This is a genomic window from Streptomyces sp. NPDC054883 (genome assembly GCF_053610645.1).
This window is the reverse complement of the sequence record NZ_JBSGYT010000015.1, coordinates 13,181-36,707: the sequence shown is the minus strand read 5'-3', so window position 1 is coordinate 36,707 and position 23,527 is coordinate 13,181. Positions and strand designations below refer to the sequence as shown.

Below are 23,527 nucleotides of genomic sequence, written 5' to 3'. Positions count from 1 at the left end.
GGTGCAGAAGAAGCGGTCTCGGAAGAACGGCACCGCCAGCGCAGACGGACCCGCCATCGCAGGACGTCGCGTCCGCGTGCGCAGCAGGCTGGTGGTCGGCGTCGCCGTCGCGGGCCTCACCGTCCTCGCGGCAGGCGCTCCCGCCGTCGTCTCCGCAACCAGAGAACTGAACGACTCCCAGCGACTGGTCACCCTCGCCGAGCAGGCGCAGGCGAGCCTCACCCTGGCGCACCTCCTCGGCGACGAGCGGGACGCCGTCGTCGAGTACGCCGCCAAGGGGCGCCCCGGCGGCGCCAAGGCCCCCGTGCAGGAGCGCGTCGCGGGCACCGACCGGCAGCTGTCGGAGGTCCAGGCCGACGCGGACGGGCAACTCGCGGGCGTCCTCGGCCGGATCCGGCCCGTGCGCACCGAGTCCGTCGACGGCAAGGGCAGCCCCCTCGCCGCCTACCAGGCCTACACCGCCGTCATCACGGAACTCCTCGCGCCGGGCGACCGGCTCGCGGAACTGACGCCGCCGCGCGCCGAGGCCGCCCTGGCCACGACCCGCCCGCTGGCCCCCCTCGGCCAGGCCGTCGAACAGGCATCGGCGACCCGGGGGCTGCTGCTCGCCGCACTGGCCGTCCCCCGCGCCGAGCAGTCCTCCGGCTCGGCCGCCGCCGACGAACTCACCGCCGCCGCCCAGCGCTCCCGGGTACGGGAACAGGCCGCCCTGGACGACTTCACCCGGGCCGCGCGGCCCGACGTACGGCAGACGCTGACCGCCACCGTCACCGGTCCCGAGGTCAAGACGGCCGACGACTACCTCAAGCGCCTCACCGAGCGGCCGGCGCTGTCCGCGAACGACCGCAAGGCCGACGCCGGTTCCGTCGGCTCCGCCCTCACCGCCCGGATCGACCGGATGCGTTCGGTGGAGTCCACCCTGGCGAGCCGGCGCGCCACCGCGCTCGCCACCCTGCGCGACGACGACGTCACGCGGCTGGAGCTGCTCGTCGCCTTCCTCGGGGTGCTGTTCCTGCTCGTCGTGGGCGTCTCCACGGCCGTCGCCCGCTCCCTGACCCGGCCGCTGTCGGTGCTGCGCCGGGGCGCGGAACGGCTGGCGACGCCGGAGGGCTCGGTGGAGCCGGTCCGGTTCACCGGCCGCAACGACGAGTTCGCCCAAGTCGTGGGCCACCTGAACGCGGTGCGGGACCAGACCGTCGCCCTGCACACCAAGATCGCCGGGCTGGATGCCGACCGGCGCCGCCTCATCGGCCGCAACGAGGCACTGTCCTCGGGCCGGGGCGCGCTGGAGACGGAGCTCAACGAGGTCCGCGCCCGGCTGGAAGCGGAACTCGCGCAGCTGCGGGCCGGGCTCGAGGAGCACCGCCGCATCATGTCGACGACCTCCGTCTCCCTGTCGCTGCGGACCCTCGGCCTGGTGGAGCGGCAGCTGGCGGTCATCGAGGAGCTGGAGTCCAAGGAGCAGGACCCCGAGCGGCTCTCGACCCTCTTCAAGCTGGACCACCTGGCGACGGTGATGCGCCGCCACAACGAGAACCTGCTGGTGCTGGCCGGGCAGGAGCACGGCCACGGACAGGCGCTGCCGGTGCCGCTGGTCGACGTCATGCGGGCCGCGGTCAGCGAGATCGAGCGCTACGAGCGGGTCGACCTGGCGGCGCTGCCGTCGTACACGCAGGTCGCCGGGCACGCCGCCGACGACATCTCGCACGTCCTCGCCGAACTCCTGGAGAACGCGACCACGTTCTCGCCGCCGGACGCCAAGGTGAAGGTCTCGGGCCGGCTGCTGGACTCCGGCGAAGTGGTGCTGTCCGTGGTGGACGAGGGCATCGGCGTCACCGCCGACCGGCTGGAGTCGCTGAACGCCCGGCTGGCGGCGCCGGAGGCCTACGACGAGGAACCCGAGGCGGAACACGGGCTCGGCCTCGGCCTGTACGTGGCCGGCCGCCTCGCGGCCCGGCACGGCGTCACCGCGGAACTGCGGGCCGGCCGGCACGGCGGGACGGAGGCCCTGGTGGTCGTCCCGGCCGCGCTGCTGCCGACCGCGCCGCCCACCTCGCCCGTGCACGCGCTGGCCACGCCGGGGATGCCGGAGTTCCGGCTGCCCGGGGTGATCGCCGAGGCGAATGAGAACACGCTGCCCCCGCGGATGCCGCCGGCCGCCGAGCCGGCCGGGGGCGCCGCCGTCGCCGGCCGGGACGCCGCGCACGAGGTGCCCGCGGCCGCCGGCGCGGAACCGGCCCCGGGCTTCGGGACGGCGGAGCTCCCGGCCGCCGAGTCCGACGGCGCGGCGGACGGGTCCCTCCCGGATCCCGGCCAGGACGCGCGGGCCGCTGCCCAGGAGGGTCCGTCGGGCGCCGCCGAAGCGGGCCGGCCCGCGCCCGTCGAAGAGCTGTTGGCCCGGGTCGTGCCCGAGCCCGGCGAAGGGGCCTTCGGGGCTTCGGCCGGGCAGCTGCCCCCCGCCGGGCAGGTGTTCACGGCGGCGGCCCCCGCCGCCGGGGCGCCGGACGGGACGGGCCCCGAGGAGGAGCTCCTCGCGCGGGTCGTGCCCGAGCCGGACCCGGCGGCCTTCACGGTGCCGGAGCCCGCCCGGGAGGGCGCCGAGCCGCTGCTCGAGACCGCGCCCGGGGCCGTCGTACGCGAGGAAACGGGGTCCGGGCCCGCGCGGCCCGACGCCGCACCGGCGGAGCCCGACCCCCACGGGCGGGCCGCCGCCGAGGACAACTGGCTCCCGCGCCAGGGCAACCACGGCCACCCCGAGGAAGCCGTCACCGACAAGGGCCTGCCCAAGCGGACCCGGCGCCCGGCCGCGCCGGCCGGCCGGACCGCCGACGTACGGCCCGAACCGCGCCGGGTGGACGCCGACGAGCTGCGCCGCCGGCTCGGCGGCTTCTACCAGGGCTCCCAGGACGGGCGGCGCGTCGCGGCCGCCGAACTCGCCCGGGACCGGGGGCCGGACCAGGACCGGCAGCAAGGCCAGACCGACCGGGGGGACACCGCACAGGAGGCACGCACATGACCGCGCCCAGTACGTACGGACTGAGCACCCAGGCCCGCAACCTGCAATGGCTGCTGACCGACCTGGTCGAGGAGGTGCCGGGCGTCAACTCCGTCGCCGTCGTCTCCTCGGACGGGCTGCTGCTGCTCTCCTCGGAGCCGGTGGCCCCCGTGGAAGCGGACCGGCCCAAGGGCCCCCGGGGGGCCTCGGCCGACCTCGCCACCATCGTCTCCGGGCTCGGCAGCCTCACCAGCGGCGCCGCCGAGCTCATGGAGTTCGGCTCCGTGAAGCAGACCATGGTGGCGATGGAGCACGGCTCCGTCTTCGTCATGGTCATCAGTGACGGTTCGCTGCTGGGCGTGCACGCCACCCCCGACTGCGACATGAGCGTCGTCGCCTACCACATGGCCCTGTTCGTGGGCCGGGCCGGGCACGTCCTGACCCCCGAAGTCCGCAGCGAGCTGCGCCAGTCGATGGAGAACACCCCGTGAGGAGTACGGCCTCCGACCGGCTGCCCATACGCGGCGCCGACCGCCGCCCCGCCCGCGTCCGGCCGTACTCCCTCACCGGCGGCCGGACCCGCTTCGCGCAGCTCCTGCTGGTGGAGACCTTCGTCGCCGCCCTCGACACCGGACCGGCCGAGAAGGCCGACCGGATGCCGGAGATGCCGGCCATCGTCGAGGTGTGCCGCCGCATGCGCACGATCGCCGAGATAGCGGCGCTGCTGAAACTGCCGCTCGGCGTGGTCCGGGTCCTGGTCAGCGACCTCGCAGACCAGGGACGGGTCCGCGTCTACGGCACGGGCCACGGCACCGGCCGTCCCGACCGCGCGCTGCTGGAAAGGGTGCTCAGTGGCCTTCGCCGTCTCTGATCCGGACCTGGCCGGAGCCGAGTCCGTCCAGCCGTGGCAGTACGACCGTTCGCGCGCCCCCGTCGCGGTGAAGGTGCTGGTCGCGGGAGGCTTCGGCGTCGGCAAGACCACCCTCGTGTCGTCCGTCTCCGAGATCACCCCGCTGCGCACCGAGTCGGTGATGACCCAGGCCGGCGCGGCCACCGACGACCTGTCCGCGACCCCGGACAAGGGCACCACCACCGTCGCCATGGACTTCGGCCGGGTCACGCTCGCGGACGACCTCGTCCTGTACGTGTACGGAACCCCGGGCCAGGAGCGGTTCTGGTTCATGTGGGACGACCTGGTGCGGGGCGCGATCGGCGGGCTGGTGCTCGCCGACACGCGCCGGCTGGGCGACTGCTTCCCGGCTCTGGACTACTTCGAGAGCTGCGGGCTGCCGTACGCGGTCGCGGTCAACCACTTCGAGGGCTCGCCGGAGTACGAGGAGGCGGACGTGCGCGAGGCGCTCGGCATCCCGGCGCGGGTCCCCGTCGTGATCATGGACGCGCGGAACCGGGCGACGGTCGTCGAGTCCCTGCTCGCCCTGGTCTCGCACGCCCTGGACGTCACCCCCGAATAGCGCGAAGCGCAGCCCCCCCGCCCCCCGCAGCACCGTCGACCCCGAATCGAGAACGTGAGATGCGCAAGATACTCGTCGTGGGGGCCGGCCAGTCCGGTCTCCAGCTCGCCCTCGGACTCCAGTCGAAGGGGTACGAGGTCACCCTCATGTCCAACCGGACGGCGGACGAGATCCGCACCGGGCGGGTGATGTCCACGCAGTGCATGTTCGACACGGCGCTCCAGCACGAGCGTGACCTCCAGCTGGCCTTCTGGGAGCGGCAGGCCCCGAAGATCGAGGGCGTCGGCGTCTCGGTCGCCGGCCCCGACGGCGGCCGCGCCGTCGACTGGCTCGGCCGGCTGAAGGGCTTCGCCCAGTCGGTCGACCAGCGCGTGAAGATGGCGGGCTGGATCGACACGTTCGTGCAGTGGGGCGGCCAGCTGGTCGTCCACGGCGCGTCCGTCGCCGACCTGGACTTCTTCTCCCGGACCTACGACCTGGTGCTCGTCGCCGCCGGCAAGGGCGAACTGGTGTCGATGTTCGGGCGGGACGCGGCGCGCTCCCCGTACGACGCGCCGCAGCGCGCGCTGGCGGTCTCGTACGTGCACGGGCTCGGACCGCGCCCCGAGCACCCGGACACCGAGGCGGTGCGCTGCAACCTGGTGCCGGGCGTCGGCGAGCTGTTCGTCATGCCGACCCTGACCACCTCCGGGCGGGCGGACATCCTGTTCTGGGAGGGCCTGCCGGGCGGTCCGGTGGACGCCTTCAAGGGGATCAAGGACCCGTCGGACCACCTGGCGCTGACGCTGGAGCTGATGGAGAAGTTCACGCCCTGGGAGTACGCGCGGGCCACCAAGGTGGACCTGACGGACGGGGGCGCCACCCTCGCCGGGCGGTACGCGCCGGTCGTCCGCAACCCGATCGGGCGGCTGCCGGGCGGCGGCCTGGTGCTGGGCGTCGCCGACGTGGTCGTGGCGAACGACCCGATCACGGGCCAGGGTTCGAACTCCGCCGCGAAGTGCGCGGCCTCGTACCTCTCGTCGATCCTCATGCACGGCGACAAGCCGTTCGACGAGGCGTGGATGAAGGCGACCTTCGACAAGTACTGGTTCACGACGGGCAAGCCGGTGACCCAGTGGACGAACGCGATGCTGGGCGTGCCGCCGGAGCACGTGCTGAACCTGATCGGGGCGGCCGGGGAGCTGGCGCCGGTGGCGGATCGATTCGCCAACGGCTTCGACAACCCGGCCGACTTCGACGCCTACTTCTACGACCCCGAGGACGCGGCGGACTACCTGGCGGAGGTCTCGGCTTCGGTGTCCGCGTCGGGCCCGGCCCCGGAGTAGCCCGTGTCGTCCCCCGCCGTGGCCGATTCGGGCAGCGGCGGGAGGGTGAACGACGCGAGCGGGGTCCCGGCGGGGTCGGGGCGGACGGCGCCCAGGACCGGGTTCGCGGCGATCGGTGACACCTTGACGGTGGTCCCCGGGCGGGGGGCCTGGATGACCTTGCCGTCGCCGATGTACAGGGCGACGTGGGTGGCGGTGGGGAAGTACACCACCAGGTCCCCGGGGCGGAGCCGGTCCAGCGGCACCTTGGGCAGCTGCGCCCACTGCTCCTGGCTGGTACGGGGGATGGAGCGCCCGGCGTGCTCCCAGGCCCGGGAGGTGAGGCCGGAGCAGTCGAAGGAGGCCGGGCCCTCGGCGCCCCAGACGTACGGCTTGCCGATCTGGGCCGCCGCGTAGGCGAGGGCCGCGCCGCCCGCGGCGGTGGGGGTGGCGGCCGGTACGGAGGCCGCGGGGGCGCCCGCCCGGCCGGCGGCGGGGGCGCCGGCCCGGCCGAGGCGGCCCGAGTCGAGCAGCTCCCGTTGTGCTTCGGCGGTGACCGCCGTCTCACGGGCGTCCAGTCGCGCGAGCTGGTCGGCGGTCAGGGAGGCCAGGAGCCGCTCCACCTCCTTGAGCCGGCCGGTGACCTCGTCCTTGTGCCGCTTCTGCTCGGCGGTCAGGTTCCGCTGGGCGTCCGCGGCCCTGCGGGCGGCGCCGGCGAGGGTGCCGGCCCGCCGCTCGCCGTGTTCGAGGCGGGTGAGGACCGCGGCGGTGCGGGCGCCCTGGAGGGTGGTGAGCCGGCGCTGGTCGGAGGCGTGCCGGAGGTCTCCGGACAGCAGCATCCGCAGGTAGGGGGAGAGTCCGCCGCGGGAGCCCTGGTACTGCTCGCGGGCCAGCCGCCCGGCGCGGGCCCGCTCGGTGGTGAGGGCGGTGCGGGCCGTGCCGAGCTCGGTGGTGAGCCGGCGCTCCTCGGCCTGGCGGGCCTTGAGGGCGACTTCGGTGGCGTTGTAGGCCTCGGAGGCCTGTTCCGCCTTCTGGTACAGGTCCTGGAGGCGGGTCAGCAGCACCCCGACCGGCTCGGTGGCGGCCGGCTGGGTGGCGGGCGGGGGCGCTGCGGCGGCGGGCCGGGGCGCTGCGGCGGGTTCCGTCGCGGGGAGGGGTTCGGCGCGGGCGGTGGCGGGCGGACCGGCGGCCGTGAGCAGGACGGCGGCGGCGATGCAGACGGTGTGGACAAGGCGTGGTCGGTTTGTCATGTAATCACCTCCGGGGCGGCCGATGCTGCCATGCCCGGTATGACGAATCGCCCAGCGGGACCGGCGGGGTGAAGCCGCGTCACCTGTTCGGCGGGTCGCGGCGGCGGGATCCGGCCGCCGCCACGGCTCGCGATCGCCACGTATTCCGACCGTTTGTGGCGACTCTTCGGCGCACTGTGACATAAGCGGACATAACGTTCCCGTGCTTGCTACGTTCCCCTCATGACCGCTCTGACGGCGAAGGTGACGGAGCCCGCCCCGCCCCCGCCTCCCGACGCCCGGACCCCCAAGGGGCGGGGCGTCGAGCTGACCCTGCTGACCGGGGCTGTCCTGATCTCCGTACTCGGTCACCTCTACGTCGGCCTCGCCGCCACCGGCCACTTCCCCGACGCCGTCACCCGCCGCACCATCGGGCTCGCCGCCGCCGCCCTGATCGCGCACCTCGCCGTCCGGCTCCGTGCCCCGTACGCCGACCCGCTCGTACTGCCGATCGCCGTCCTGCTCAACGGACTCGGCCTGGTCCTGATCGAGCGGCTCGACCTCGCCACCCCCGGCCACCCCACCGCAGACGAGCAACTGCGCTGGTCGGGCCTCGGGCTGGCGCTGTTCGTGCTGGTCGTCGCCGTGCTGCGGGACCACCGCGTCCTCCAGCGGTACGCGTACCTCTCCGTCGCCGCAGCGCTCGCGCTGATGCTCGTCCCCGTCTTCTTCCCGGCCGTCAACGGCGCCCACATCTGGATCCGGTTCGCCGGGTACTCCTTCCAGCCGGGTGAGTTCGCCAAGATCCTGCTCGCCGTCTTCTTCGCCGCCTACCTCGCCGCGAACCGCACCGCCCTCGCCCTCACCGGGCGCCGGCTGCTGTGGAAACTGCGCCTGCTGCCCGGCCGGGTGCTCGGCCCGATCCTCACCATCTGGCTGCTCAGCGTCGGCGTACTGGTCCTGGAACGGGACCTCGGCACGTCCCTGCTCTTCTTCGGCCTGTTCGTGATCATGCTGTTCACCGCCACCGGACGGATCGGCTGGATCGCGATCGGGCTGCTGCTCGCGGCCCTCGGCGCGTACGCCGTCGGGACGTTCGAGCCGCACGTGCACAGCCGCGTCGAGGACTGGCTGAATCCTTTCGCCTCCATCGCGCGGGGCGAGGGCCCCGGCCAGCTCGCCCAGTCCCTCTTCGCCTTCGGCGCCGGCGGCCTCCTCGGCGCCGGCCTCGGCCACGGCCAGTCGTTCCTCATCGGCTTCGCCGCCAAGTCCGACTTCGTCCTGGCCACCGCCGGGGAGGAACTCGGGCTCGTCGGCCTGACCGCGATCCTGCTGCTCTACGGGCTCCTCGTGGACCGGGGCTTCCGCGCCGGGCTCGCGCTGCGCGACCCCTTCGGGCGCCTGCTCGCCACCGGGCTCGCCTCGATCCTGGCCCTCCAGGTGTTCGTCATCGCCGGCGGCGTCACCGGACTGATCCCGCTCACCGGCATGGCCATGCCGTTCCTGGCGCAGGGCGGCTCGTCCGTCGTCACCAACTGGATCATCGTCGCCCTGCTGATCCGGCTCGGGGACAGCGCCCGCAGGCCCGCGCCGGCCGGAGAGGCGGGTGTCGCGTGATCCGCTACATCCGCTGGTGCGCGTACTTCTGCGCGCTCCTGCTCGCCGCCCTGCTGGTCAACACGGGCCGGGTGCAGGTCTGGGAGGCCGCCGCCTACGGCGCGAACCCGGCCAACAAGCGCGCCGCCGTCGAGCGGTACGCGAAACCGCGCGGGGACGTCCTGGTGGACGGCCGGCCCGTCACCGGGTCGCGCGACAGCGGCCAACTGCTGCGCTACGAGCGCACCTACGCCAACGGCCCGCTCTACGCGCCCGTCACCGGTTTCTCCTCCCAGACGTACGGGACCAGCTTCGTGGAACGGGCCGAGGACGCCGTCCTGGCGGGCACCGATCCGGGCCTGTCCGCCTTCCCGCTCTGGTACGACCTCGCGCGCGGCCACCCGCCCGGCGGGAACGCGGTGACGACCGTCCGGGACGCGGTGCAGCGGGCCGCGTACACGGGGCTGGCGGGCAAGCGGGGCGCGGTCGCGGCCCTGGAGCCGGCCACCGGGCGGATCCTGGCCCTGGTCAGCAGCCCCTCCTACGATCCTGCGGCGCTCTCGGGGACCGGCGCGCGGGTCAAGGACGCGTGGACGCGGCTCAACGCGGACCCCGCCAAGCCGATGCTCAACCGGGCGCTGCGCGAGACGTACCCGCCCGGCTCCACCTTCAAGATCGTGACGGCGGCGGCCGCGCTCGACGCCGGGGTGGTCAAGGACGTGGACGCCCCGACCGTGACCCCCGACCCGTACCCGCTCCCGGGAACCAGCACCCTGCTGCCGAACGAGGCCACCGGCTGCGAGGACGCCTCGATGGCCGAGGCGGTGCAGTGGTCCTGCAACACGGTGATGGCCAAGATCGGCGTACAGGTGGGCCTGGCCCGCATGGTCGACGCGGCGCGCCGCTTCGGCTTCAACGACGACGGGCTGCGCGTGCCGTCCTGGGTGTCGCCGTCGGCCTTCGACACCGACATGAGCCCCGACCAGCTGGCGCTGTCCTCGATCGGGCAGTTCAACACCAAGGCCACCCCGCTCCAGATGGCGATGGTGGCGGCGGCGGTCGCCAACGGCGGGGAGCTGAAACGCCCCTACCTGGTGGAGCGCACGACCCAGGACGACGGGAGCCAGGTGCGCCGCGGCGAACAGCACACGCTGGGCCGGGCCATGAGCCCGGCGACGGCGCTGCGCGTGCAGGACCTCATGGTCAAGGTGGTGGAGAACGGCACGGGGCGCAACGCCGCCCTCCCGGGCGCGGTGGTCGGCGGCAAGACCGGCACCGCGCAGCACGGCGTCGGCAACGCGGGCACGCCGTACGCCTGGTTCATCGCCTGGGCCAGGGATCGGGGCGCGCCGCTGCCCGCCGTCGCCGTCGCGGTGGTCGTCGAGGACGGGGCGGCCGACCGCGGCGACATCAGCGGCAACAGCGCGGCGGCCCCGATCGCGCGAGCGGTGATGGCGGCCGCGCTGGCGGCGAAGCCGCCCGTACCGTGAGGCGGATGCCCGGGGCGCCGGGGGCACTCAGATGCCCGGGCGCCCTTGGTGCTCAGGCGGTCGGCGCGCTCAGGCGCCCGGCGTGCGCAGGTGCTCGGGCTGTTCAGGCGCTCGGGCTGGCGCTCTGCGCGCCTTCTTCGATCGCGGCCCGGACCTCCGCCACCCGGTCGCGTTCCTCCGCCGCGAACCGCTCCCGGTCCAGCGCCTCGGCGATCTCCTCGTCCTCGCCCATGAGCAGGTCGAGGTTGGAGTTGCCCATCTCGAAGACGCCCATCTCCAGGTACGCCCGCTGCAGCCGGTCACCCCACAGCCCGATGTCCTTCACGCAGGGCACGATCCGGCTGAACAGCAGCCGGCGGAAAAGGTGCAGGAACTCCGACTGCTCGCTGAACTCCTCCGCCTCCTTCCTCGGGATGCCGAAGTTCTCCAGCACTTCCACCCCGCGCAGCCGGTCCCGCATCAGGTAGCAGCCCTCGATCACGAACTCCTCGCGCTCGCGCAGCTCGGCGTCCGTCAGCTGCTTGTAGTAGTCCCGCAGCGCCATCCGGCCGAAGGCCACGTGCCGGGCCTCGTCCTGCATCACGTACGCCAGGATCTGCTTGGGCAGCGGCTTGTCGGTCGTGTCGCGGATCATCCCGAAGGCCGCCAGCGCCAGCCCCTCGATCAGTACCTGCATGCCCAGGTACGGCATGTCCCAGCGGGAGTCGCGCAAGGTGTCGCCGAGGAGCCCCTGGAGGCTGTCGTTGATCGGGTAGAGCATCCCGACCTTCTCGTGCAGGAAGCGCCCGAAGATCTCCGCGTGCCGGGCCTCGTCCATGGTCTGGGTGGCCGAGTAGAACTTCGCGTCCAGATCCGGCACCGATTCCACGATGCGCGCCGCGCACACCATCGCGCCCTGCTCCCCGTGCAGGAACTGGCTGAAGTTCCACGCCGCGTAGTGGCGGCGCAGCTCGCCCTTGTCCTTGTCGGTGAGCTTGGCCCAGTACCGGGTGCCGTAGAGCGTCAGCACCTCGTCGGGGGTGCCGAGCGGATCGTACGGGTCCACCTCCAGGTCCCACGCGATGCGCTTGGCGCCGTCCCACTGTTTGTCCTTGCCCTTCTGGTACAAGGCGAGCAGCCGCTCCCGGCCTCCGTCGTACTCCCAGCTGAAGCGGGCGGCGCCGGAGGCCGGAACCTGCCAGACGCCCTCGCCCGGGTCCTTGGTGTAGAGCTCGTGCGTCGACACTGACGCCCCCTTGCCTCGCGTACTCGCGTACAGGACTGGACAGTTGGCCACCGCCCGCAGCGTCACACGTTGGTAGACGCGGGGTCAACAAGTCGTGCCGGGGGATTGACGGTCTTGCTGACAAGCAGTCTCATAAGCAGTGACCGCCGGTAACTCGACGAGCGAGGTGTCCGAAGCCATGACGACCGTGACCGATCGAGCAGCGCCGAGGGACGCCCTCGGCCTCCTCAAGGACCGCGAGGAGACGGCCGAACGGCTGCTCGAATCATCGGCCAAGCACTCCTTCGACCCCGACCGGGAACTCGACTGGGACGCCCCGCCGATCGACGGCAAGTACTACTGGCCGCCCGAACTGCTCTCGCTCTACGACACGCCGCTGTGGAAGAAGATGGGCGAGGAACAGCGCATCGACCTCTCCCGCCACGAGGCGGCCGCGCTCGGCTCCCTCGGCATCTGGTTCGAGATCATCCTGATGCAGCTGCTCGTCCGGCACATCTACGACAAGTCGCTGGTCAGCAACCACGTCCGCTACGCGCTCACCGAAATCGCCGACGAGTGCCGGCACTCCATGATGTTCGCCCGCATGATCCGCAAGGCGGACACCCCCGCCTACCCGGTCTCGCGCACCCACCACAACCTCGCCCGCGTCCTCAAGACGGTCTCCACCACCCCCGGCTCCTTCGCCTGCACCCTCCTCGGCGAGGAGATCCTCGACTGGATGCAGCGCCTGACCTTCCCGGACGAGCGCATCCAGCCGCTGGTGCGCGGGGTCACCCGCATCCACGTCATAGAAGAGGCCCGGCACGTCCGCTACGCCCGCGAGGAACTGCGCCGCCAGATGCTGACGGCCCCGCGCTGGGAGCAGGAACTCACCCGGATCAGCTGCGGCGAGGCCGCCCGCGTCTTCTCGCTGGCCTTCGTCAACCCCCAGGTCTACGAGAACATCGGCCTGGACCGGCGCGAAGCCGTCGCCCAGGTCAAGGCCAGCGGCCACCGGCGGGAGGTCATGCAGACCGGCGCCAAGCGGCTCACGGACTTCCTCGACGACATCGGCGTGCTGCGCGGCGTCGGCCGCAGGCTGTGGCGGAGCTCGGGACTCCTCGCCTGACCGCCCGCCCCCGGGGTTACCCTGCGGGCATGACGACCGTACGGGCGTACCGCAGGCTGAGCGTCGAGGAGCGGCGGGCCCAACTCCTCGACGCGGCCCTGTCGCTGTTCGCGCACCGGGCGCCGGAGGAGGTCTCCCTGGACGACGTCGCCGAGGCCGCCGGCGTCTCGCGCCCGCTGGTCTACCGCTACTTCCCGGGCGGCAAGCAGCAACTGTACGAGGCGGCCCTGCGCTCGGCGGCGGAGCTGCTGGAGCAGTGCTTCGCGCAGCCCCAGGCCGGCCCGCTGACCCAGCGGCTGTCCCGGGCCCTGGACCGCTACCTGGCCTTCGTCGACGAACACGACACCGGCTTCGCGGCACTGCTCCAGGGCGGCAGCGTCGTGGAGACCTCCCGTACGACGGCGACCGTGGACGGCATCCGCCGCGCCGCGGCCGAACAGATCCTGCTCCACCTGGCCGTCCCGGACCCCGGTCCGCGGCTGCGGATGATGGTGCGGACCTGGATCACGGCCGTGGAAGGGGCCTCGCTGATCTGGATCGACGAGGGGAAGCAGCCGGAGGTCGGCTCGCTGCGGGACTGGCTGGTGGACCAGTTCATCGCCCTCCTGACCGCGACCGCCGCCACCGACCCGGAAACGGCCGCGGCGGCGCGGGCGGCGCTGGCCCTGGAATCGGCGGAGGGCCCGGTCGGGGTGCTGGCCCGGCGGGTGATCCCGGTGGTCTCCGAGGCGGCGCACCTGCTGTGACACTGGAGGGGTGAGAAGCGAAGTCACCCCCTTCGAGGGCGGCCCGATGGACGGCCGGTCCCTGCCGGTCCTGGTGGGCCCGACCGGCCACCCGCCGAAGTGGTACGAGATCCCGGTCCCGGACCCGGGGGGCGCGGCCCCGACGGTCCTGCTGTACGAACGGGTCCCGGCGGGCCAGACGAAACGCCTGGGGCTCCAGAAGGGCTGGAAGTACGCGTTCCGCCCGGAGGGCACGCGTCCCCGGGCCCGCTGGCCGTGGCCCTGGCCGGGTCGTTAGGCGGGTTCCGTGCGGGTTGCCCGTGCCGTGGGGCGGGGCCGGGTTCCGTGCGGGGTGCCCGTGCCGTGGGGCGGGGCCGGTTGTCGCCTCAAGCGCCGGCGGGGCTGGGGGTGGGGGCCGGGTCCGGGCGCGGGGTGGGGTGTTGTCCGGGGCGGGCATGATTTATGGCGCCTGTTGCGCGCCAGTGGAGTAGGGCCCCTACGCGCCACAAATCACGTTTTAGCCCCGGTCAACACCCCACCCCTCACCCGACCCCGGCCTGGTGGGTGGGAACGTGATCCGGGTCCCGCCCGGGCGGGACGGTTGTGCCCCTCGGTGTCCCTTAGCCTACCCACGCAGGGCCGGCCCTGCGGGGCGGATCTGCCCCCGGCGGATCCGGCCAACGTGCCCGGCCAGCGGACTTGCCTCTGGCGGGGCCGGACAGGCTGCCGGGCCGGGGGATGGCATGGCCGGCGCCGGCCAACATGCCGGGCCGGGGGGATGGGCATGGTCCGCGGGGCCGGACAGGCTGCCGGGCCGGGGGGATGGGCATGGTCCGCGGGGCCGGACAGGCTGCCGGGCCGGGGGGATGGGCATGGTCCGCGGGGCCGGAGAGGATGCCGGGCCCGGGGGATGTGAGGTGACCTCCCCGGGCGGGGCTGGGAAGTGATGGCGGGCCTGGAAGGTGATGGCGGGCCGGGATGTGGATATGGCCTTCCCGGCGGGGCTGGAAGGTGATGACGGGGGTGGGGGCGGGGTGGGGGGTTGGCCGGGGCTAAAACGTGATTTGTGGCGCGTAGGGGCCGCGCTCATTCCGCTCCGCACAGGCGCCATAAATCATGCCCGCCCCGGACGACCCCCCATCCCGGCCACGCACCCGGCACCCCGCCCGAGCGCAGCCAAACCCAGCCCCGCCGGCGATTGAGGCGCCCGGCGAAGCCGGGACCGCTTCGCGCAACGGCGCGCCAGCCGAACTCGGCACCGCCACCGCCCGACGGCACGGGCAACCCGCACCGGCACCCCCCAACGCCCGGCCCGGGCAACGGCCCCCCCGCAACACCCGGCCCGGGCAACGGCACCCCCCGCAACACCCGGCCAGGGCTACGTCAACCGCAGCACCGCCTCCGCCCCGCCCCCCTCCGCCTGGCGGAACTCCAGCCGCGCCCCGATCACCCCGGCCTGGCCGGCCGCGATGGTCAGCCCCAGGCCGTGCCCCTTCCCGGCCCGGGACCCCTCCGCCGCGCTGCGGAACCGCTGCGGCCCCTGCTCCAGCAGGTACTCCGGGAACCCGTCCCCGTGATCGCGTACCGTCACCACCGGCCCGTCCACCGTCAGGACGACCGGCTCCCGCCCGTGCCCGTGGGCGTTCGCCACCAGGTTCCCCAGCACCCGCTCAAGCCGCCGCCGGTCCGTCTCCACCAGCGCGTCCCGCACCACGACCACCTCGGTCGGCGTCCCCGACGCCCGCACCACCCGCCGTGCCAGCCGCGCCAACTGGTGCAGGTCCGTCTCCACCACCTCCCGGCCCGAGTCCAGCCGCGAGATCTCCAGCAGGTCCTCCGTCAGCCCCCGCATCGTCCGCACCCGCTCCCGCACCAGCTCCGTCGCCCGCCCCTCCGGCAGCAGCTCCGACGCGGCCTGCAACCCCGTCAGCGGCGTCCGCAACTCGTGCGCGACGTCCGCCGTGAACCGCTGTTCCCGCTCCAGCTTCCCCTGGAGGGTGGCCGCCATCGTGTCGAGCGCGCCCGCGACCGTCGCCACCTCGTCCTGGCGCCGCGCGGGGTCCTTCGTCCGCGGGTCACCCACCCGCGCGTCGAGGTCCCCCTGGGAGATCCGCCGCGCGACCGTCGCCGTCTGGTGCAGCCGCCGCGTCACCCGCGTCACCGCGAACGCGCCCACCAGCAGCGTGCCGCCGAGCGCCAGCAGCGAGGAGCCGATGATCGCGTGGTCCAGCCCGCTGATCGTGCGGGCCGCCTGGCTGTAGTCAACGGCCGTGGCCAGGGCCCGGCCGTCCGCCGGGCCGGCCGCCCACATGACCTGCCGACCGCGGAAGTCGGCCACGACCGTGCCCCGCCGTCCGCCCAGCGCCAGCTTCCGCAGCGGTCCGGGCAGGCCCGCCGGATCGAGCGACGAGCGCGGCGGCAGCGCCTCGCCCGCCTCGTACGCCCGCGTCGCGTCGCCCAGCTTCTCCAGGGCCCGGTCGCGCGCGTTGTCCACCGTCTGCCGGGTGACCTCCACGTGCACGAGCGCGCCCAGCGCCGCCGCCAGCGCACAGCACATGACCACGATGAAGCACGCCGCCTTCCAGGTGAGCGTGGCGGTCCATGCGGGCAGCCGGGCCCTCATGACGTCCGCGGGCGCGCGGGCGCCCGTACGATCTGCTCGCGCGTCGCCAGCATGCTCCGCTGCTTCTCGTCCCACGACCAGGTGCTGATCAGCTCGTACCCGGCATGCCCGCTCGGCGCGTGCACGACCACGTTCTCCCCGGCCAGCTCGACGCCGATGACGGTCTCGGTGGTCGCCATGATCCGGTTGAGCCGCCCGTCGGGGTCGGCCGTGTAGGCGCGCACGGACATCATGCTGCCGGGCAGTTCGATCCCGACGACGACCTCGTCCTTACCGTTCCCCGTGAGGTCCCGGTAGTACGGGGCGAGCACCGGGCACCTCTCCGAGGCCTCCGTCCCGCAGGCCCGGATCGCGTCGGCGGTCTCCTTCGGCATCCCGTCCGCGCCGGTCACGGCGCCGCGGTGGGCACGCAGCTCCGCCTGGACCAGGGCCACCGCGTCCACCTCGTGCACGTTCTGGTCGTGCACCGGCGGCAGACCCTGCACGTACACCGGCTGCACGCCCCCGGGCGGTGCGGGCGGTACGTCGGCCCCCTTGCGCCCCGGCCACAGCCGTACGGGGCCGCGCGCCGTCGCGGTAGGCCCGGCGGCGGCCAGCCCGCCCGGGTCGCCGCACGCCGACAGCAGCGGCAGCAGGCAGGCCGACACGAGCAGCCCGGTACCCGCGCGGAAGAGGAGCGTGCGCACAGCGGTGGGCCTCCTCTTCGCGGTGCCGGAGTGGCGGGCGGTTTCCCGCCAACCTTAGGCCGCCCCGGTCCGGTTTCGCCCGCACACATGGGCGACGCCCCGACGACGGGGGAGCGACGCGCGGGTGCCGTGGAGGTGGCCGGGCGCGCGGTGTCAGGCGTCCGTACGGCCGCGCCGCAGCATCGCGAAGCCAAGCCCGGCGGCGCCGACGGCCGCGATGCCGCCGCCCGCGGCGAGCAGCAACGCCCCGTTGCCGGCCGGAGCCTGCCCTTCCGGACCGGGGGTGGCGGCCCCGACCCAGGACGAGAGCCGGCCGTCGGCCAGGGACGGGCTGCCGCCCGGGGCCCGCGTACCGGCCGGGGCGGCCGGCATCCCTTCGGCGAGCGCGGCGGCGACGGGCACGGCGAGCAGAGCGCCGGCGCACGCGGTCACGGCGGCGGCGCGAACGAGGGTACGGCGGCTGACGGTGGTCACGAAAGTCCTCTGCGGTGGGGCTCGGCCTGGGACGTCCCAAGGTAGGGGCGCGCCGTTGCGGTAGGGCGATGGCCTTGTAACGGTGAGCCGACGGCGTCCCCGCGGAGTCGTTACACCTCGCGCCGTACGGGGGATTGCCGGGCGGCGCACCGCCTGCTCCCATGGACGCCGGGGGTGAGGGTGATGCGCGGACTGAAGGTGCTGCCGAGCGGCCGGCCCGGCCGCGGCCGGCTGTTCGTCAACCTGCCGGACGGCCGCACGGTGGCCTGGTACGACCGGCGCACCAACCGGATCAGCCTGCTGGAGGAGGCTCGCCGGGGGGCGGTGCTGGCGGCCCTGCGCCCGTACCTGAGCGGTGAGGTGGCCGTCGGGCCGCCGCCGGTACCCACGCCCGTCGAGCGGCTCCGGCTGGCCCTTCCCCCGGACCGGGACCTGGCACCGAACCGCCCGGGCAAGCCGCTGCTGGGGGAGTTGGTGTACGGGGCGCCGGGCGCCCGGGCCCGGCACCGGCTGCGCCGCGAGATCGGGGCCCTGGAGGCGGTGGGGGCGGAGCTGGAGGCCCTCGAAGCGCTGGACTGGCGGGTGCTGCACGCCGTGCCGCTGCCGGGCGGCGGGCTGATCGACCACCTGCTGATCGGGCCGGCCGGGGTGTTCTGCGTGGCCACGGTGGCGGGCCGGCGTCAACGGGTCCAGGCGGGCGATCTGCTGCTCACGGTGGGCCGCGCCGACCCGCGCCCCGACGTGCGCCGCATCCGCCGCGCGGCGGCCCACGCCAGCCACGCCATGCGGGCTCCGGCGACGCCGGTGCTGGCGGTGGTCGACGCCTCCACCGTCGAGGTGGCCCGCACCCTGCGCGACGTCCGCGTCCTCCAACCGGCCACGGCGGCCCCCTTCTTCACGACGGCCACCCCTGCCCTCAAACCCCCGGACACCGAAGCCCTCTTCGCTCTGGCCCGCGACACCCACACCTGGTTCCGATAGCCCCCGCCTGGCCCCGGCCCCCACCCCCAGAGCCGCCGGCGTTCGAGGCGAGCCCCGGCCCCGCCCGGCGGCACGGGCAACGGTCACGGCACCCGCGCCCCGCCCGGCCAGCGCACCGTCACGCCGAGCGCCGCTTGCGCCCCGGCGCCGCCTTCTTTCCCGACGCCGTCTTCTTCGCGGCCGCCGAAGTGGACTTCGTCCCCCCGGACTTCCCCGCGCCCGACCCCGTCTTCTTCGCGGATGCCGACCCCGACCCCGACGCCGACGTGGACTTCCGCCCGGCCGCCGTCTTCTTCGCCGCCGCCCCCGACCCGGAGGCCGCCGTGGACTTCTTCCCGCCCACCGCCTTCGGCGCAGCCGCGGCCGCCTTCCGCCGGATCGGCGTCACGTCCCCCTCCGCCCCCGCCTCCGCGGCACCGCCGCCGCCCTCCCCCCGCGAGGCCTTCGCCGCCTGCACGCTCCGCTCCAGCGCCGCCATCAGGTCGATCACCTGACCTCCGGCCGGTTCCTTCACGGCCTCCGCGGGCTCGTACGCCCCACCCGCCTTCGCCGCGATCATCTCCTCCACGGCCTCGCGGTAGTCGTCGTGCAGCGAATCGATGTCCACTTCCCCCAGCGTCGCCATCAGCGCGTCCGCCAGGTCCAGTTCGGCGTCCCGGACGGTCACCGACGTCTCCGGCGCGACCCCCTCGGGCCGCCGGATCTCGTCCGGCCACAGCAGTCCGTGCATCGCGATGACGTCGTCGACGACCCGCAGCATCCCCAGCCGCTCCCGCCCCCGCAGTGCGAACTTGGCGATCGCCACCTTCCGGCTCCGCTTGAGCGCCTCCCGCAGCAGCGTGTACGGCTTGGCCGCCGTCGCCCCGTTCGCCGCGAGGTAGTACGCCGCGTCCATCTGGAGCGGATCGATCTCGTCGGCCGGTACGAACGACACGATCTCGATCGTCTTCGCCGTGGCGATCGGCAGCTGCGCCAGGTCCTCGTCCGTGATCGGGATGATCGAGCCGTCCGCCTCCTCGTACCCCTTGCCGATCTCGGCCGCCGGCACCTCCTCCCCGTCCAGCTCGCACACCTTGCGGTACCGGACCCGGCCGCCGTCGGTCACGTGGATCTGGCGGAAGGAGATCGAATGGCTCTCGGTGGCGTTCACCAGCTTGATCGGGATGCTGACCAAGCCGAAGGAAATCGCCCCGTTCCAGATGGATCGCACAGTTCCTCCCGTTTCATGGCAATCTCATCGTATGACGCCGATCACCGTGGTGGAGGGGCGGCGCATCGCGCTCAGCAACCTGGACAAGGTCATCTATCCGGAGACCGGCTTCACCAAGGGCGAGGTGCTGCACTACTACGCCACCGTCGCGCAGCCCCTGCTGGCCCACGTCCACAACCGGCCGGTGTCGTTCCTGCGCTACCCCGACGGCCCCGAGGGGCAGCTCTTCTTCACCAAGAACCCGCCGCCCGGTACCCCCGACTGGGTGAAGACCAGCCCGGTCCCGCGCTCGGAGGACCCTTCCGCCGAGCAGGTGGTCATCGCCGACATGCCCACCCTCATGTGGGCCGCCAACCTCGTCGTGGAGTTCCACGTGCACCAGTGGACGGCGGGCAGCCCCGCCGTCGCCGACCGGCTGATCCTCGACCTCGACCCCGGCCCGCCCGCCACCGTCGTGGAGTGCTGCGCCGCCGCCCTGTGGCTGCGCGACCGGCTCGCCGCCGACGGTCTGCACGCCTACCCCAAGACCTCCGGCGCCAAGGGCCTCCACCTGTCCGCGCCGCTGGAGCCGACCGCGTCGGCGCGGGTGTCCGCGTACGCGAAGCAGCTCGCCCAGGAGGCCGAACGGGAACTCCCCGAGCTCGTCGTGCACCGGATGGCCAAAGCGCTGCGGCCCGGCAAGGTCTTCGTCGACCACAGCCAGAACGCCGCCGCCAAGACCACCGCCGCCCCCTACACGCTGCGTGCCCGTGCCCGCCAGACCGTCTCCGCACCCGTCTCGTGGGCGGAGGTGGCGGCCTGTGCGAACCCCGCCGACCTGGTGTTCCTCGCCGACGACATCGCGCCCCGGCTGGCCCGCTCCGGCGACCTCTTCGCCCCGCTCACCGACCCGGGGCAGGCGGGGGCGCTGCCGTGAGCCGGGTCCAGGTCGCGCTCGCCGCCACCGTGCGAACCCTCCCGCGGGCGGCGGGCCTGGCGTACGAGCCGAAGTTCGACGGCCACCGGCTCGTCATCCTGCGCACCGCGGACGGCGTGGTGCTCCAGGCCCGCTCCGGCCGGATCGTGACCGGCGCGTTCCCGGACCTGGCCCTGGCCGCGCAACTGCTCCCCGCCGGGACCGTGCTCGACGGTGAGGTCGTGGTCTGGCACGACGGCCGGACCGACTTCGCCCTCGTCCAGCGGCGCGCGGCGGCCACGGCGGCCCGCGCACCGATGCTCGCGCAGAGCCTGCCGGCCTCGTACGCGGCGTTCGACGTGCTGGAGCTGGCCGGGGTCGACGTGCGCGGCCGCCCGTACGAACGCCGCCGGGCGCTCCTGGTGGACCTGCTGCTCCCGCTCGGGCCGCCCCTCCAGCCGGTGCCGATGACGACCGACCCGGAGCTCGCCGAGACCTGGTACGAGACGCTGCCCGCCAGCGGCATCGAGGGGCTGGTGGTCAAACGGCTGGACCAGCCCTATCCGGCGGGCCGGCGCGCCTGGCAGAAGCTGCGGCACACCGACGTACGGGACGCGGCGGTGATCGGCTACACCGGCACACCGCGCCGGCCGGCGGCGCTGGTGCTGGTCGTGCCGGGCGACGACGAGGCCCCGCTGGTGTCGAGCCCGCTCTCGGCGCCGCTGCGCAGGGAGCTGTCCCAGACCCTGGCCGGCCGTACGGGCGGGGCCCCGGCCGGGGCGGGCGCGGTGGCGACCGTCACGGCCATCGGGCTCGGGGAGGTGGCCTACCGGCCGCTCGACCCGCCCCTGGCGGCGGAGGTCCGGCACACCTCGCTGCGCCACCCGCCGCCGGAGGTGCTGCGCCTGCGAACGGACCTCTGACGCGCGGCGTCGAGGCCCGTCCGGCAGCGCCCTGGCGGCGTCAGCTGTGGTCCGTCCCCCCGTGGGGCGGGGCGACCGGCGGCTCCGGCGGGGTCGGCGGGGCGGGCGGCGGGGGCTCGGTGACCTCGGAGGAGGGGCGCTCACCGGCGTGCGGGTGCGAGTGCTGGTACCCGGATTCGCGGGCCGCGCGGACGTCGTCCGGGTGGGTGGAGGTGGTGGACCCGAAGTTGCCGAAGCCCTGCATCTCGTGCGGGCGCAGGCCGCTCTCGGGGAACTCCACGGCGTCCCGCTCCTCGCGCACCTCGTACACCGCGCCGCCGGCGGGCAGGTGCGGCTGGCTCTCGGGAGTGGGCGGCGGCGGCTCCTTGGCGCGCACCCGCTGGCCCAGCTTGAAGGCGGCGAGGAGGAACGCGACGATGACCAGACCGACGAAGATGAACCAAACGGCATTGTGCGCGTCTTCCAACGCGATCGTGTTCATACGTACTATTTTCCCGCATTCCGTACGTATTCACCCGATCTGTTCCCCCAACGCGGGGACGCAGCCGGGCACGGTCCGGAGGCCGCCCGCGGCCGCGGGAGAGCCCCCGCGGCCGCCCGCCGGAGCCCCCCGAGGGGCCGCTACCCCCGCAGCGGCCCCTCGGAGTCCCGCAGCCCCCCGCCGTCCCGGCCCCCGAGCACCCCGAGGATCTCCGCGCAGATGGCCAGGGCCGTCTCCGGCGGGGTCCGCGCCCCGAGGTCGAGGCCGATCGGCCCGTGCACCCGGGCCAGCTCGGCCTCGGTCACCCCGGCCGCCAGCAGGCCCTCGCGGCGCCGGGTGGTGGTCCGGCGGGAGCCGAGCGCGCCGACGTACGGGATGCCCAGCGCGAGCGCGGTCCGCAGGGCCAGCACGTCGAACTCGGGGTCATGGCTGAGGAGCACCAGGCAGGCGGCGTCGCGGTGGGCGCCCAGTACCTTCTCCGCCTCGGCCGCCGACTCGACCGTCACCGCGCCCCACTCCAGCAGCGTCGCCTGCCGCGCGATGATCTCCGCGAGCTCACCGGCCCCGCCGATCACCACCTGCGGCGCGGACGGGTACGCCTCCACCAGCACCAGCCCCGAGCCCCCGTACAGGGCGTCCCGCCCGGGGCGCCGCGTGCGCAGCAGCTCACCCGCCCGCCGCGCGGGGTCGTCGGCCGGGGCGTCGGCGGACCGTACGACCTCGCTCACCGCCCGGTCCGCGGCCTCGTTCAGCCGGGTCACCAGCGCCACCCCGTGCCCCGCGCCGAGCAGCTCCCACCACTCGGCCGGGATCGCCGCCAGCGGCTGGAGCAGCACCTCCGCCTGGCCGCCACAGGTCAGCTTCGCCTCCACCGCCTCCCCGGCGCCGACGGAGACCTCGCACACCCGGGCGGTGTCCGCGGCCCCCATCGCGCGCGCCTCCGCGACGAGTTCGGCGTCGAACACCCCCCGGTACAGGGCCCCGACGCACTCGCCCCGGGCGTCCACGAGCACCGACCCCGCCGGGTCCCGCGGCCCGAACCCCTGCTCGGTGACGGGCCGGGCCAGGTACCCGTCCCGCCCCTCGGCCACCCACTGCCGCGCCGTCTGCACCAGCTCACGCATCGCGTCCGCCCCATCCTCGTCGTCAGAGCCCACCACGAAGCACCTGGTCAGCGGCGCCGCAGTGGTTTCCGGTCAACCTACGCACACCGCCTACGCCTACCCATCCCCCAAAACCCACAGACCCGGCAGCTCCTCCTTCGTACTTCGTACGAGTTGCGCCACGGCGCCGGGTGGCGTTGGTTCGAAGGGTGCTGTTCGCCGACCGCGATGACGCCGGCCGCCGCCTGGCCGAGGCCCTGCGACCCTACGGACCCCGCCAGCCGGTGGTGCTCGGCCTGCCCCGGGGCGGGGTCCCGGTGGCCTTCCACGTGGCCCGGGCGCTCGACGCCCCGCTCGACGTGGTCGTCGTACGCAAGCTGGGCGTCCCGGGCCACCGCGAGCTGGCCTTCGGCGCCCTCGGCGAAGGCGGCGTACGGGTGATCAACGAGGACGTCGTCCGCCGCGCCCGGATCCGCCCCGAGGACATGGCGGCGGTCGAACGCGCGGAGCGGGCCGCGCTCACCGCCCAGGCCCACCGTTTCCGCGCGGGCCGGCCCCGGCTGGCCGTCACGGGCCGCACGGTGATCCTGGTCGACGACGGCATCGCCACCGGCGCCACGGCGGCCGCCGCCTGCGAGGTGGTCCGCGCCCAGGGCGCGACCCACGTCGTCATGGCCACCCCGGTGGCCCCACTGGACGCCGCCGCCCGCCTCGCCACCGCGGCGGACGCCCTCGTCTGCCTCTCCACCCCACCGGCCTTCTCCTCGGTGGGCCAGTGGTACGCCGACTTCTCCCAAACCCCGGACAGCCTGGTCATCACCCTGCTGACCGCGGCGGATCCGCCCCGAGGAACGGCGGATCCGCCCTAGGCAGTGTCTGATGGCTCTTTCATGAGGTCGCGGAGCCAGATCAGAGGGCTGCGGTGGCCAGCGTGCCGTTGAAGATGTTGCGACGGCCCGGTGCTGCTTCAGTTTGCCGATGCAGCGTTCGACAGTGTTGCGCTGGCG

21 protein-coding genes and 1 pseudogene are annotated in these 23,527 nt (G+C 74.3%); 14 read left to right on the top strand and 8 right to left on the bottom strand.

All coding sequences use genetic code 11. The features are described 5' to 3' along the window. Positions 1-76: 76 nt before the first annotated feature. From ACWGH1_RS14050 to ACWGH1_RS14030, 5 genes are read left to right on the top strand one after another with little or no spacing between them, the layout of a single operon-like run. Positions 77-3,016: a nitrate- and nitrite sensing domain-containing protein gene (locus ACWGH1_RS14050; RefSeq protein ID WP_453408681.1), complete on the top strand. Its 2,940-nt coding sequence runs from the start codon at positions 77-79 to the stop codon at positions 3,014-3,016. After that, entirely contained in the window at positions 3,013-3,486 is a 474-nt protein-coding gene (locus ACWGH1_RS14045; protein ID WP_453356697.1) for a roadblock/LC7 domain-containing protein, read from the top strand. The genes ACWGH1_RS14050 and ACWGH1_RS14045 overlap by 4 nt, the downstream gene beginning before the upstream one ends. Then, the gene (locus tag ACWGH1_RS14040) at positions 3,483-3,866 is read left to right on the top strand and encodes a DUF742 domain-containing protein (RefSeq protein ID WP_453356696.1); all 384 of its coding nucleotides are present in this window, start codon (positions 3,483-3,485) and stop codon (positions 3,864-3,866) included. The genes ACWGH1_RS14045 and ACWGH1_RS14040 overlap by 4 nt, the downstream gene beginning before the upstream one ends. Further along, on the top strand, positions 3,847-4,467 hold the full coding sequence (locus ACWGH1_RS14035; protein ID WP_453356695.1) for a GTP-binding protein: 621 nt from the start codon (positions 3,847-3,849) through the stop codon (positions 4,465-4,467). Before ACWGH1_RS14040 ends, ACWGH1_RS14035 begins: the two co-directional genes overlap by 20 nt. Before the next feature lie 59 nt (positions 4,468-4,526). Beyond that, positions 4,527-5,792, top strand: a complete 1,266-nt coding sequence (locus ACWGH1_RS14030; RefSeq protein WP_453356694.1) for a styrene monooxygenase/indole monooxygenase family protein — start codon at positions 4,527-4,529, stop codon at positions 5,790-5,792. On the opposite strand, the gene ACWGH1_RS14025 is transcribed toward ACWGH1_RS14030, so the two are convergent. Beyond that, positions 5,738-7,021 (bottom strand): C40 family peptidase, encoded by a 1,284-nt coding sequence (locus tag ACWGH1_RS14025; protein WP_453408680.1) that lies wholly within the window; start codon positions 7,019-7,021, stop codon positions 5,738-5,740. The two genes, ACWGH1_RS14030 and ACWGH1_RS14025, sit on opposite strands and share 55 nt — an antisense overlap. A gap of 222 nt (positions 7,022-7,243) precedes the next feature. Here ACWGH1_RS14025 and ACWGH1_RS14020 point away from each other — a divergent pair, with 222 nt between their 5' ends. Both ACWGH1_RS14020 and ACWGH1_RS14015 read left to right on the top strand, forming a co-directional pair. Continuing rightward, positions 7,244-8,617, top strand: coding sequence for an FtsW/RodA/SpoVE family cell cycle protein (locus ACWGH1_RS14020; protein ID WP_453354915.1), 1,374 nt, complete (start codon positions 7,244-7,246; stop codon positions 8,615-8,617). Continuing rightward, positions 8,614-10,086: a penicillin-binding transpeptidase domain-containing protein gene (locus ACWGH1_RS14015; protein WP_453354916.1), complete on the top strand. Its 1,473-nt coding sequence runs from the start codon at positions 8,614-8,616 to the stop codon at positions 10,084-10,086. The genes ACWGH1_RS14020 and ACWGH1_RS14015 overlap by 4 nt, the downstream gene beginning before the upstream one ends. Before the next feature lie 103 nt (positions 10,087-10,189). Here ACWGH1_RS14015 and ACWGH1_RS14010 read toward each other — a convergent pair whose 3' ends face one another. Then, on the bottom strand, positions 10,190-11,311 hold the full coding sequence (locus tag ACWGH1_RS14010) for a ferritin-like domain-containing protein (protein ID WP_453354917.1): 1,122 nt from the start codon (positions 11,309-11,311) through the stop codon (positions 10,190-10,192). A 178-nt stretch (positions 11,312-11,489) separates the two neighbouring features. Between ACWGH1_RS14010 and ACWGH1_RS14005 the strand changes: the two genes are divergently transcribed. Genes ACWGH1_RS14005 through ACWGH1_RS13995 form a run of 3 tightly spaced genes read left to right on the top strand, consistent with a single transcriptional unit; the run spans position 11,490 to position 13,442 of the window. Next, entirely contained in the window at positions 11,490-12,419 is a 930-nt protein-coding gene (locus ACWGH1_RS14005) for an AurF N-oxygenase family protein (RefSeq protein ID WP_453354918.1), read from the top strand. A 29-nt stretch (positions 12,420-12,448) separates the two neighbouring features. Continuing rightward, positions 12,449-13,165 carry a TetR/AcrR family transcriptional regulator gene (locus ACWGH1_RS14000; protein WP_453354919.1) on the top strand — a complete coding sequence of 239 codons (717 nt, stop codon included), beginning with the start codon at positions 12,449-12,451 and terminating at the stop codon, positions 13,163-13,165. Between the two features lie 10 nt (positions 13,166-13,175). After that, the gene (locus tag ACWGH1_RS13995; protein WP_453354920.1) at positions 13,176-13,442 is read left to right on the top strand and encodes a hypothetical protein; all 267 of its coding nucleotides are present in this window, start codon (positions 13,176-13,178) and stop codon (positions 13,440-13,442) included. A gap of 1,080 nt (positions 13,443-14,522) precedes the next feature. Here ACWGH1_RS13995 and ACWGH1_RS13990 read toward each other — a convergent pair. The 3 genes from ACWGH1_RS13990 to ACWGH1_RS13980 all read right to left on the bottom strand — a co-directional run bounded on the left by ACWGH1_RS13990 (position 14,523) and on the right by ACWGH1_RS13980 (position 16,927). Continuing rightward, on the bottom strand, positions 14,523-15,767 hold the full coding sequence (locus tag ACWGH1_RS13990; protein WP_453356671.1) for a histidine kinase dimerization/phospho-acceptor domain-containing protein: 1,245 nt from the start codon (positions 15,765-15,767) through the stop codon (positions 14,523-14,525). Continuing rightward, positions 15,764-16,453 carry a hypothetical protein gene (locus ACWGH1_RS13985; protein WP_453356670.1) on the bottom strand — a complete coding sequence of 230 codons (690 nt, stop codon included), beginning with the start codon at positions 16,451-16,453 and terminating at the stop codon, positions 15,764-15,766. The genes ACWGH1_RS13990 and ACWGH1_RS13985 overlap by 4 nt, the downstream gene beginning before the upstream one ends. Before the next feature lie 153 nt (positions 16,454-16,606). Further along, complete coding sequence (locus tag ACWGH1_RS13980; RefSeq protein WP_453356669.1) at positions 16,607-16,927, bottom strand: hypothetical protein; 321 nt, start codon at positions 16,925-16,927, stop codon at positions 16,607-16,609. Between the two features lie 183 nt (positions 16,928-17,110). Here ACWGH1_RS13980 and ACWGH1_RS13975 point away from each other — a divergent pair, with 183 nt between their 5' ends. Then, a complete protein-coding gene (locus ACWGH1_RS13975) occupies positions 17,111-17,908 on the top strand; it encodes a nuclease-related domain-containing protein (RefSeq protein ID WP_453356668.1) in 798 nt (265 codons plus the stop codon). Between the two features lie 118 nt (positions 17,909-18,026). Here the strand turns inward: ACWGH1_RS13975 and ku are convergent, their stop codons facing one another. After that, complete coding sequence (gene ku / locus ACWGH1_RS13970; protein WP_453408679.1) at positions 18,027-19,118, bottom strand: non-homologous end joining protein Ku; 1,092 nt, start codon at positions 19,116-19,118, stop codon at positions 18,027-18,029. Positions 19,119-19,149: 31 nt separating this feature from the next. Between ku and ligD the strand changes: the two genes are divergently transcribed. Beyond that, positions 19,150-20,034 (top strand): non-homologous end-joining DNA ligase, encoded by an 885-nt coding sequence (gene ligD, locus ACWGH1_RS13965; RefSeq protein ID WP_453356914.1) that lies wholly within the window; start codon positions 19,150-19,152, stop codon positions 20,032-20,034. Next, positions 20,031-20,936, top strand: a complete 906-nt coding sequence (locus ACWGH1_RS13960; protein ID WP_453356913.1) for an ATP-dependent DNA ligase — start codon at positions 20,031-20,033, stop codon at positions 20,934-20,936. The genes ligD and ACWGH1_RS13960 overlap by 4 nt, the downstream gene beginning before the upstream one ends. A gap of 40 nt (positions 20,937-20,976) precedes the next feature. On the opposite strand, the gene ACWGH1_RS13955 is transcribed toward ACWGH1_RS13960, so the two are convergent. Both ACWGH1_RS13955 and ACWGH1_RS13950 read right to left on the bottom strand, forming a co-directional pair. Beyond that, on the bottom strand, positions 20,977-21,417 hold the full coding sequence (locus ACWGH1_RS13955; protein ID WP_453356912.1) for a DUF6479 family protein: 441 nt from the start codon (positions 21,415-21,417) through the stop codon (positions 20,977-20,979). A 140-nt stretch (positions 21,418-21,557) separates the two neighbouring features. Next, positions 21,558-22,574, bottom strand: coding sequence for an XdhC family protein (locus ACWGH1_RS13950; protein WP_453408678.1), 1,017 nt, complete (start codon positions 22,572-22,574; stop codon positions 21,558-21,560). 155 nt (positions 22,575-22,729) lie between these two features. Between ACWGH1_RS13950 and ACWGH1_RS13945 the strand changes: the two are divergent. After that, a pseudogene (locus ACWGH1_RS13945) lies at positions 22,730-23,365 on the top strand (phosphoribosyltransferase); the annotation flags it as partial. Between the last annotated feature and the right edge of the window lie 162 nt (positions 23,366-23,527).

What these genes read in the sequence shown, in the direction of transcription:
- ligD (WP_453356914.1), top strand. Translation starts at nt 19,150, where the DNA reads ATGACGCCGATCACCGTGGTGGAGGGGCGGCGCATCGCGCTCAGCAAC.
- ACWGH1_RS14030 (WP_453356694.1), top strand. Translation starts at nt 4,527, where the DNA reads ATGCGCAAGATACTCGTCGTGGGGGCCGGCCAGTCCGGTCTCCAGCTC.
- ACWGH1_RS13955 (WP_453356912.1), bottom strand. Translation starts at nt 21,417, where the DNA reads ATGAACACGATCGCGTTGGAAGACGCGCACAATGCCGTTTGGTTCATC.
- ACWGH1_RS13975 (WP_453356668.1), top strand. Translation starts at nt 17,111, where the DNA reads ATGCGCGGACTGAAGGTGCTGCCGAGCGGCCGGCCCGGCCGCGGCCGG.
- ACWGH1_RS14025 (WP_453408680.1), bottom strand. Translation starts at nt 7,021, where the DNA reads ATGACAAACCGACCACGCCTTGTCCACACCGTCTGCATCGCCGCCGCC.
- ACWGH1_RS14020 (WP_453354915.1), top strand. Translation starts at nt 7,244, where the DNA reads ATGACCGCTCTGACGGCGAAGGTGACGGAGCCCGCCCCGCCCCCGCCT.
- ACWGH1_RS14005 (WP_453354918.1), top strand. Translation starts at nt 11,490, where the DNA reads ATGACGACCGTGACCGATCGAGCAGCGCCGAGGGACGCCCTCGGCCTC.
- ACWGH1_RS14000 (WP_453354919.1), top strand. Translation starts at nt 12,449, where the DNA reads ATGACGACCGTACGGGCGTACCGCAGGCTGAGCGTCGAGGAGCGGCGG.
- ACWGH1_RS13990 (WP_453356671.1), bottom strand. Translation starts at nt 15,767, where the DNA reads ATGAGGGCCCGGCTGCCCGCATGGACCGCCACGCTCACCTGGAAGGCG.
- ACWGH1_RS14045 (WP_453356697.1), top strand. Translation starts at nt 3,013, where the DNA reads ATGACCGCGCCCAGTACGTACGGACTGAGCACCCAGGCCCGCAACCTG.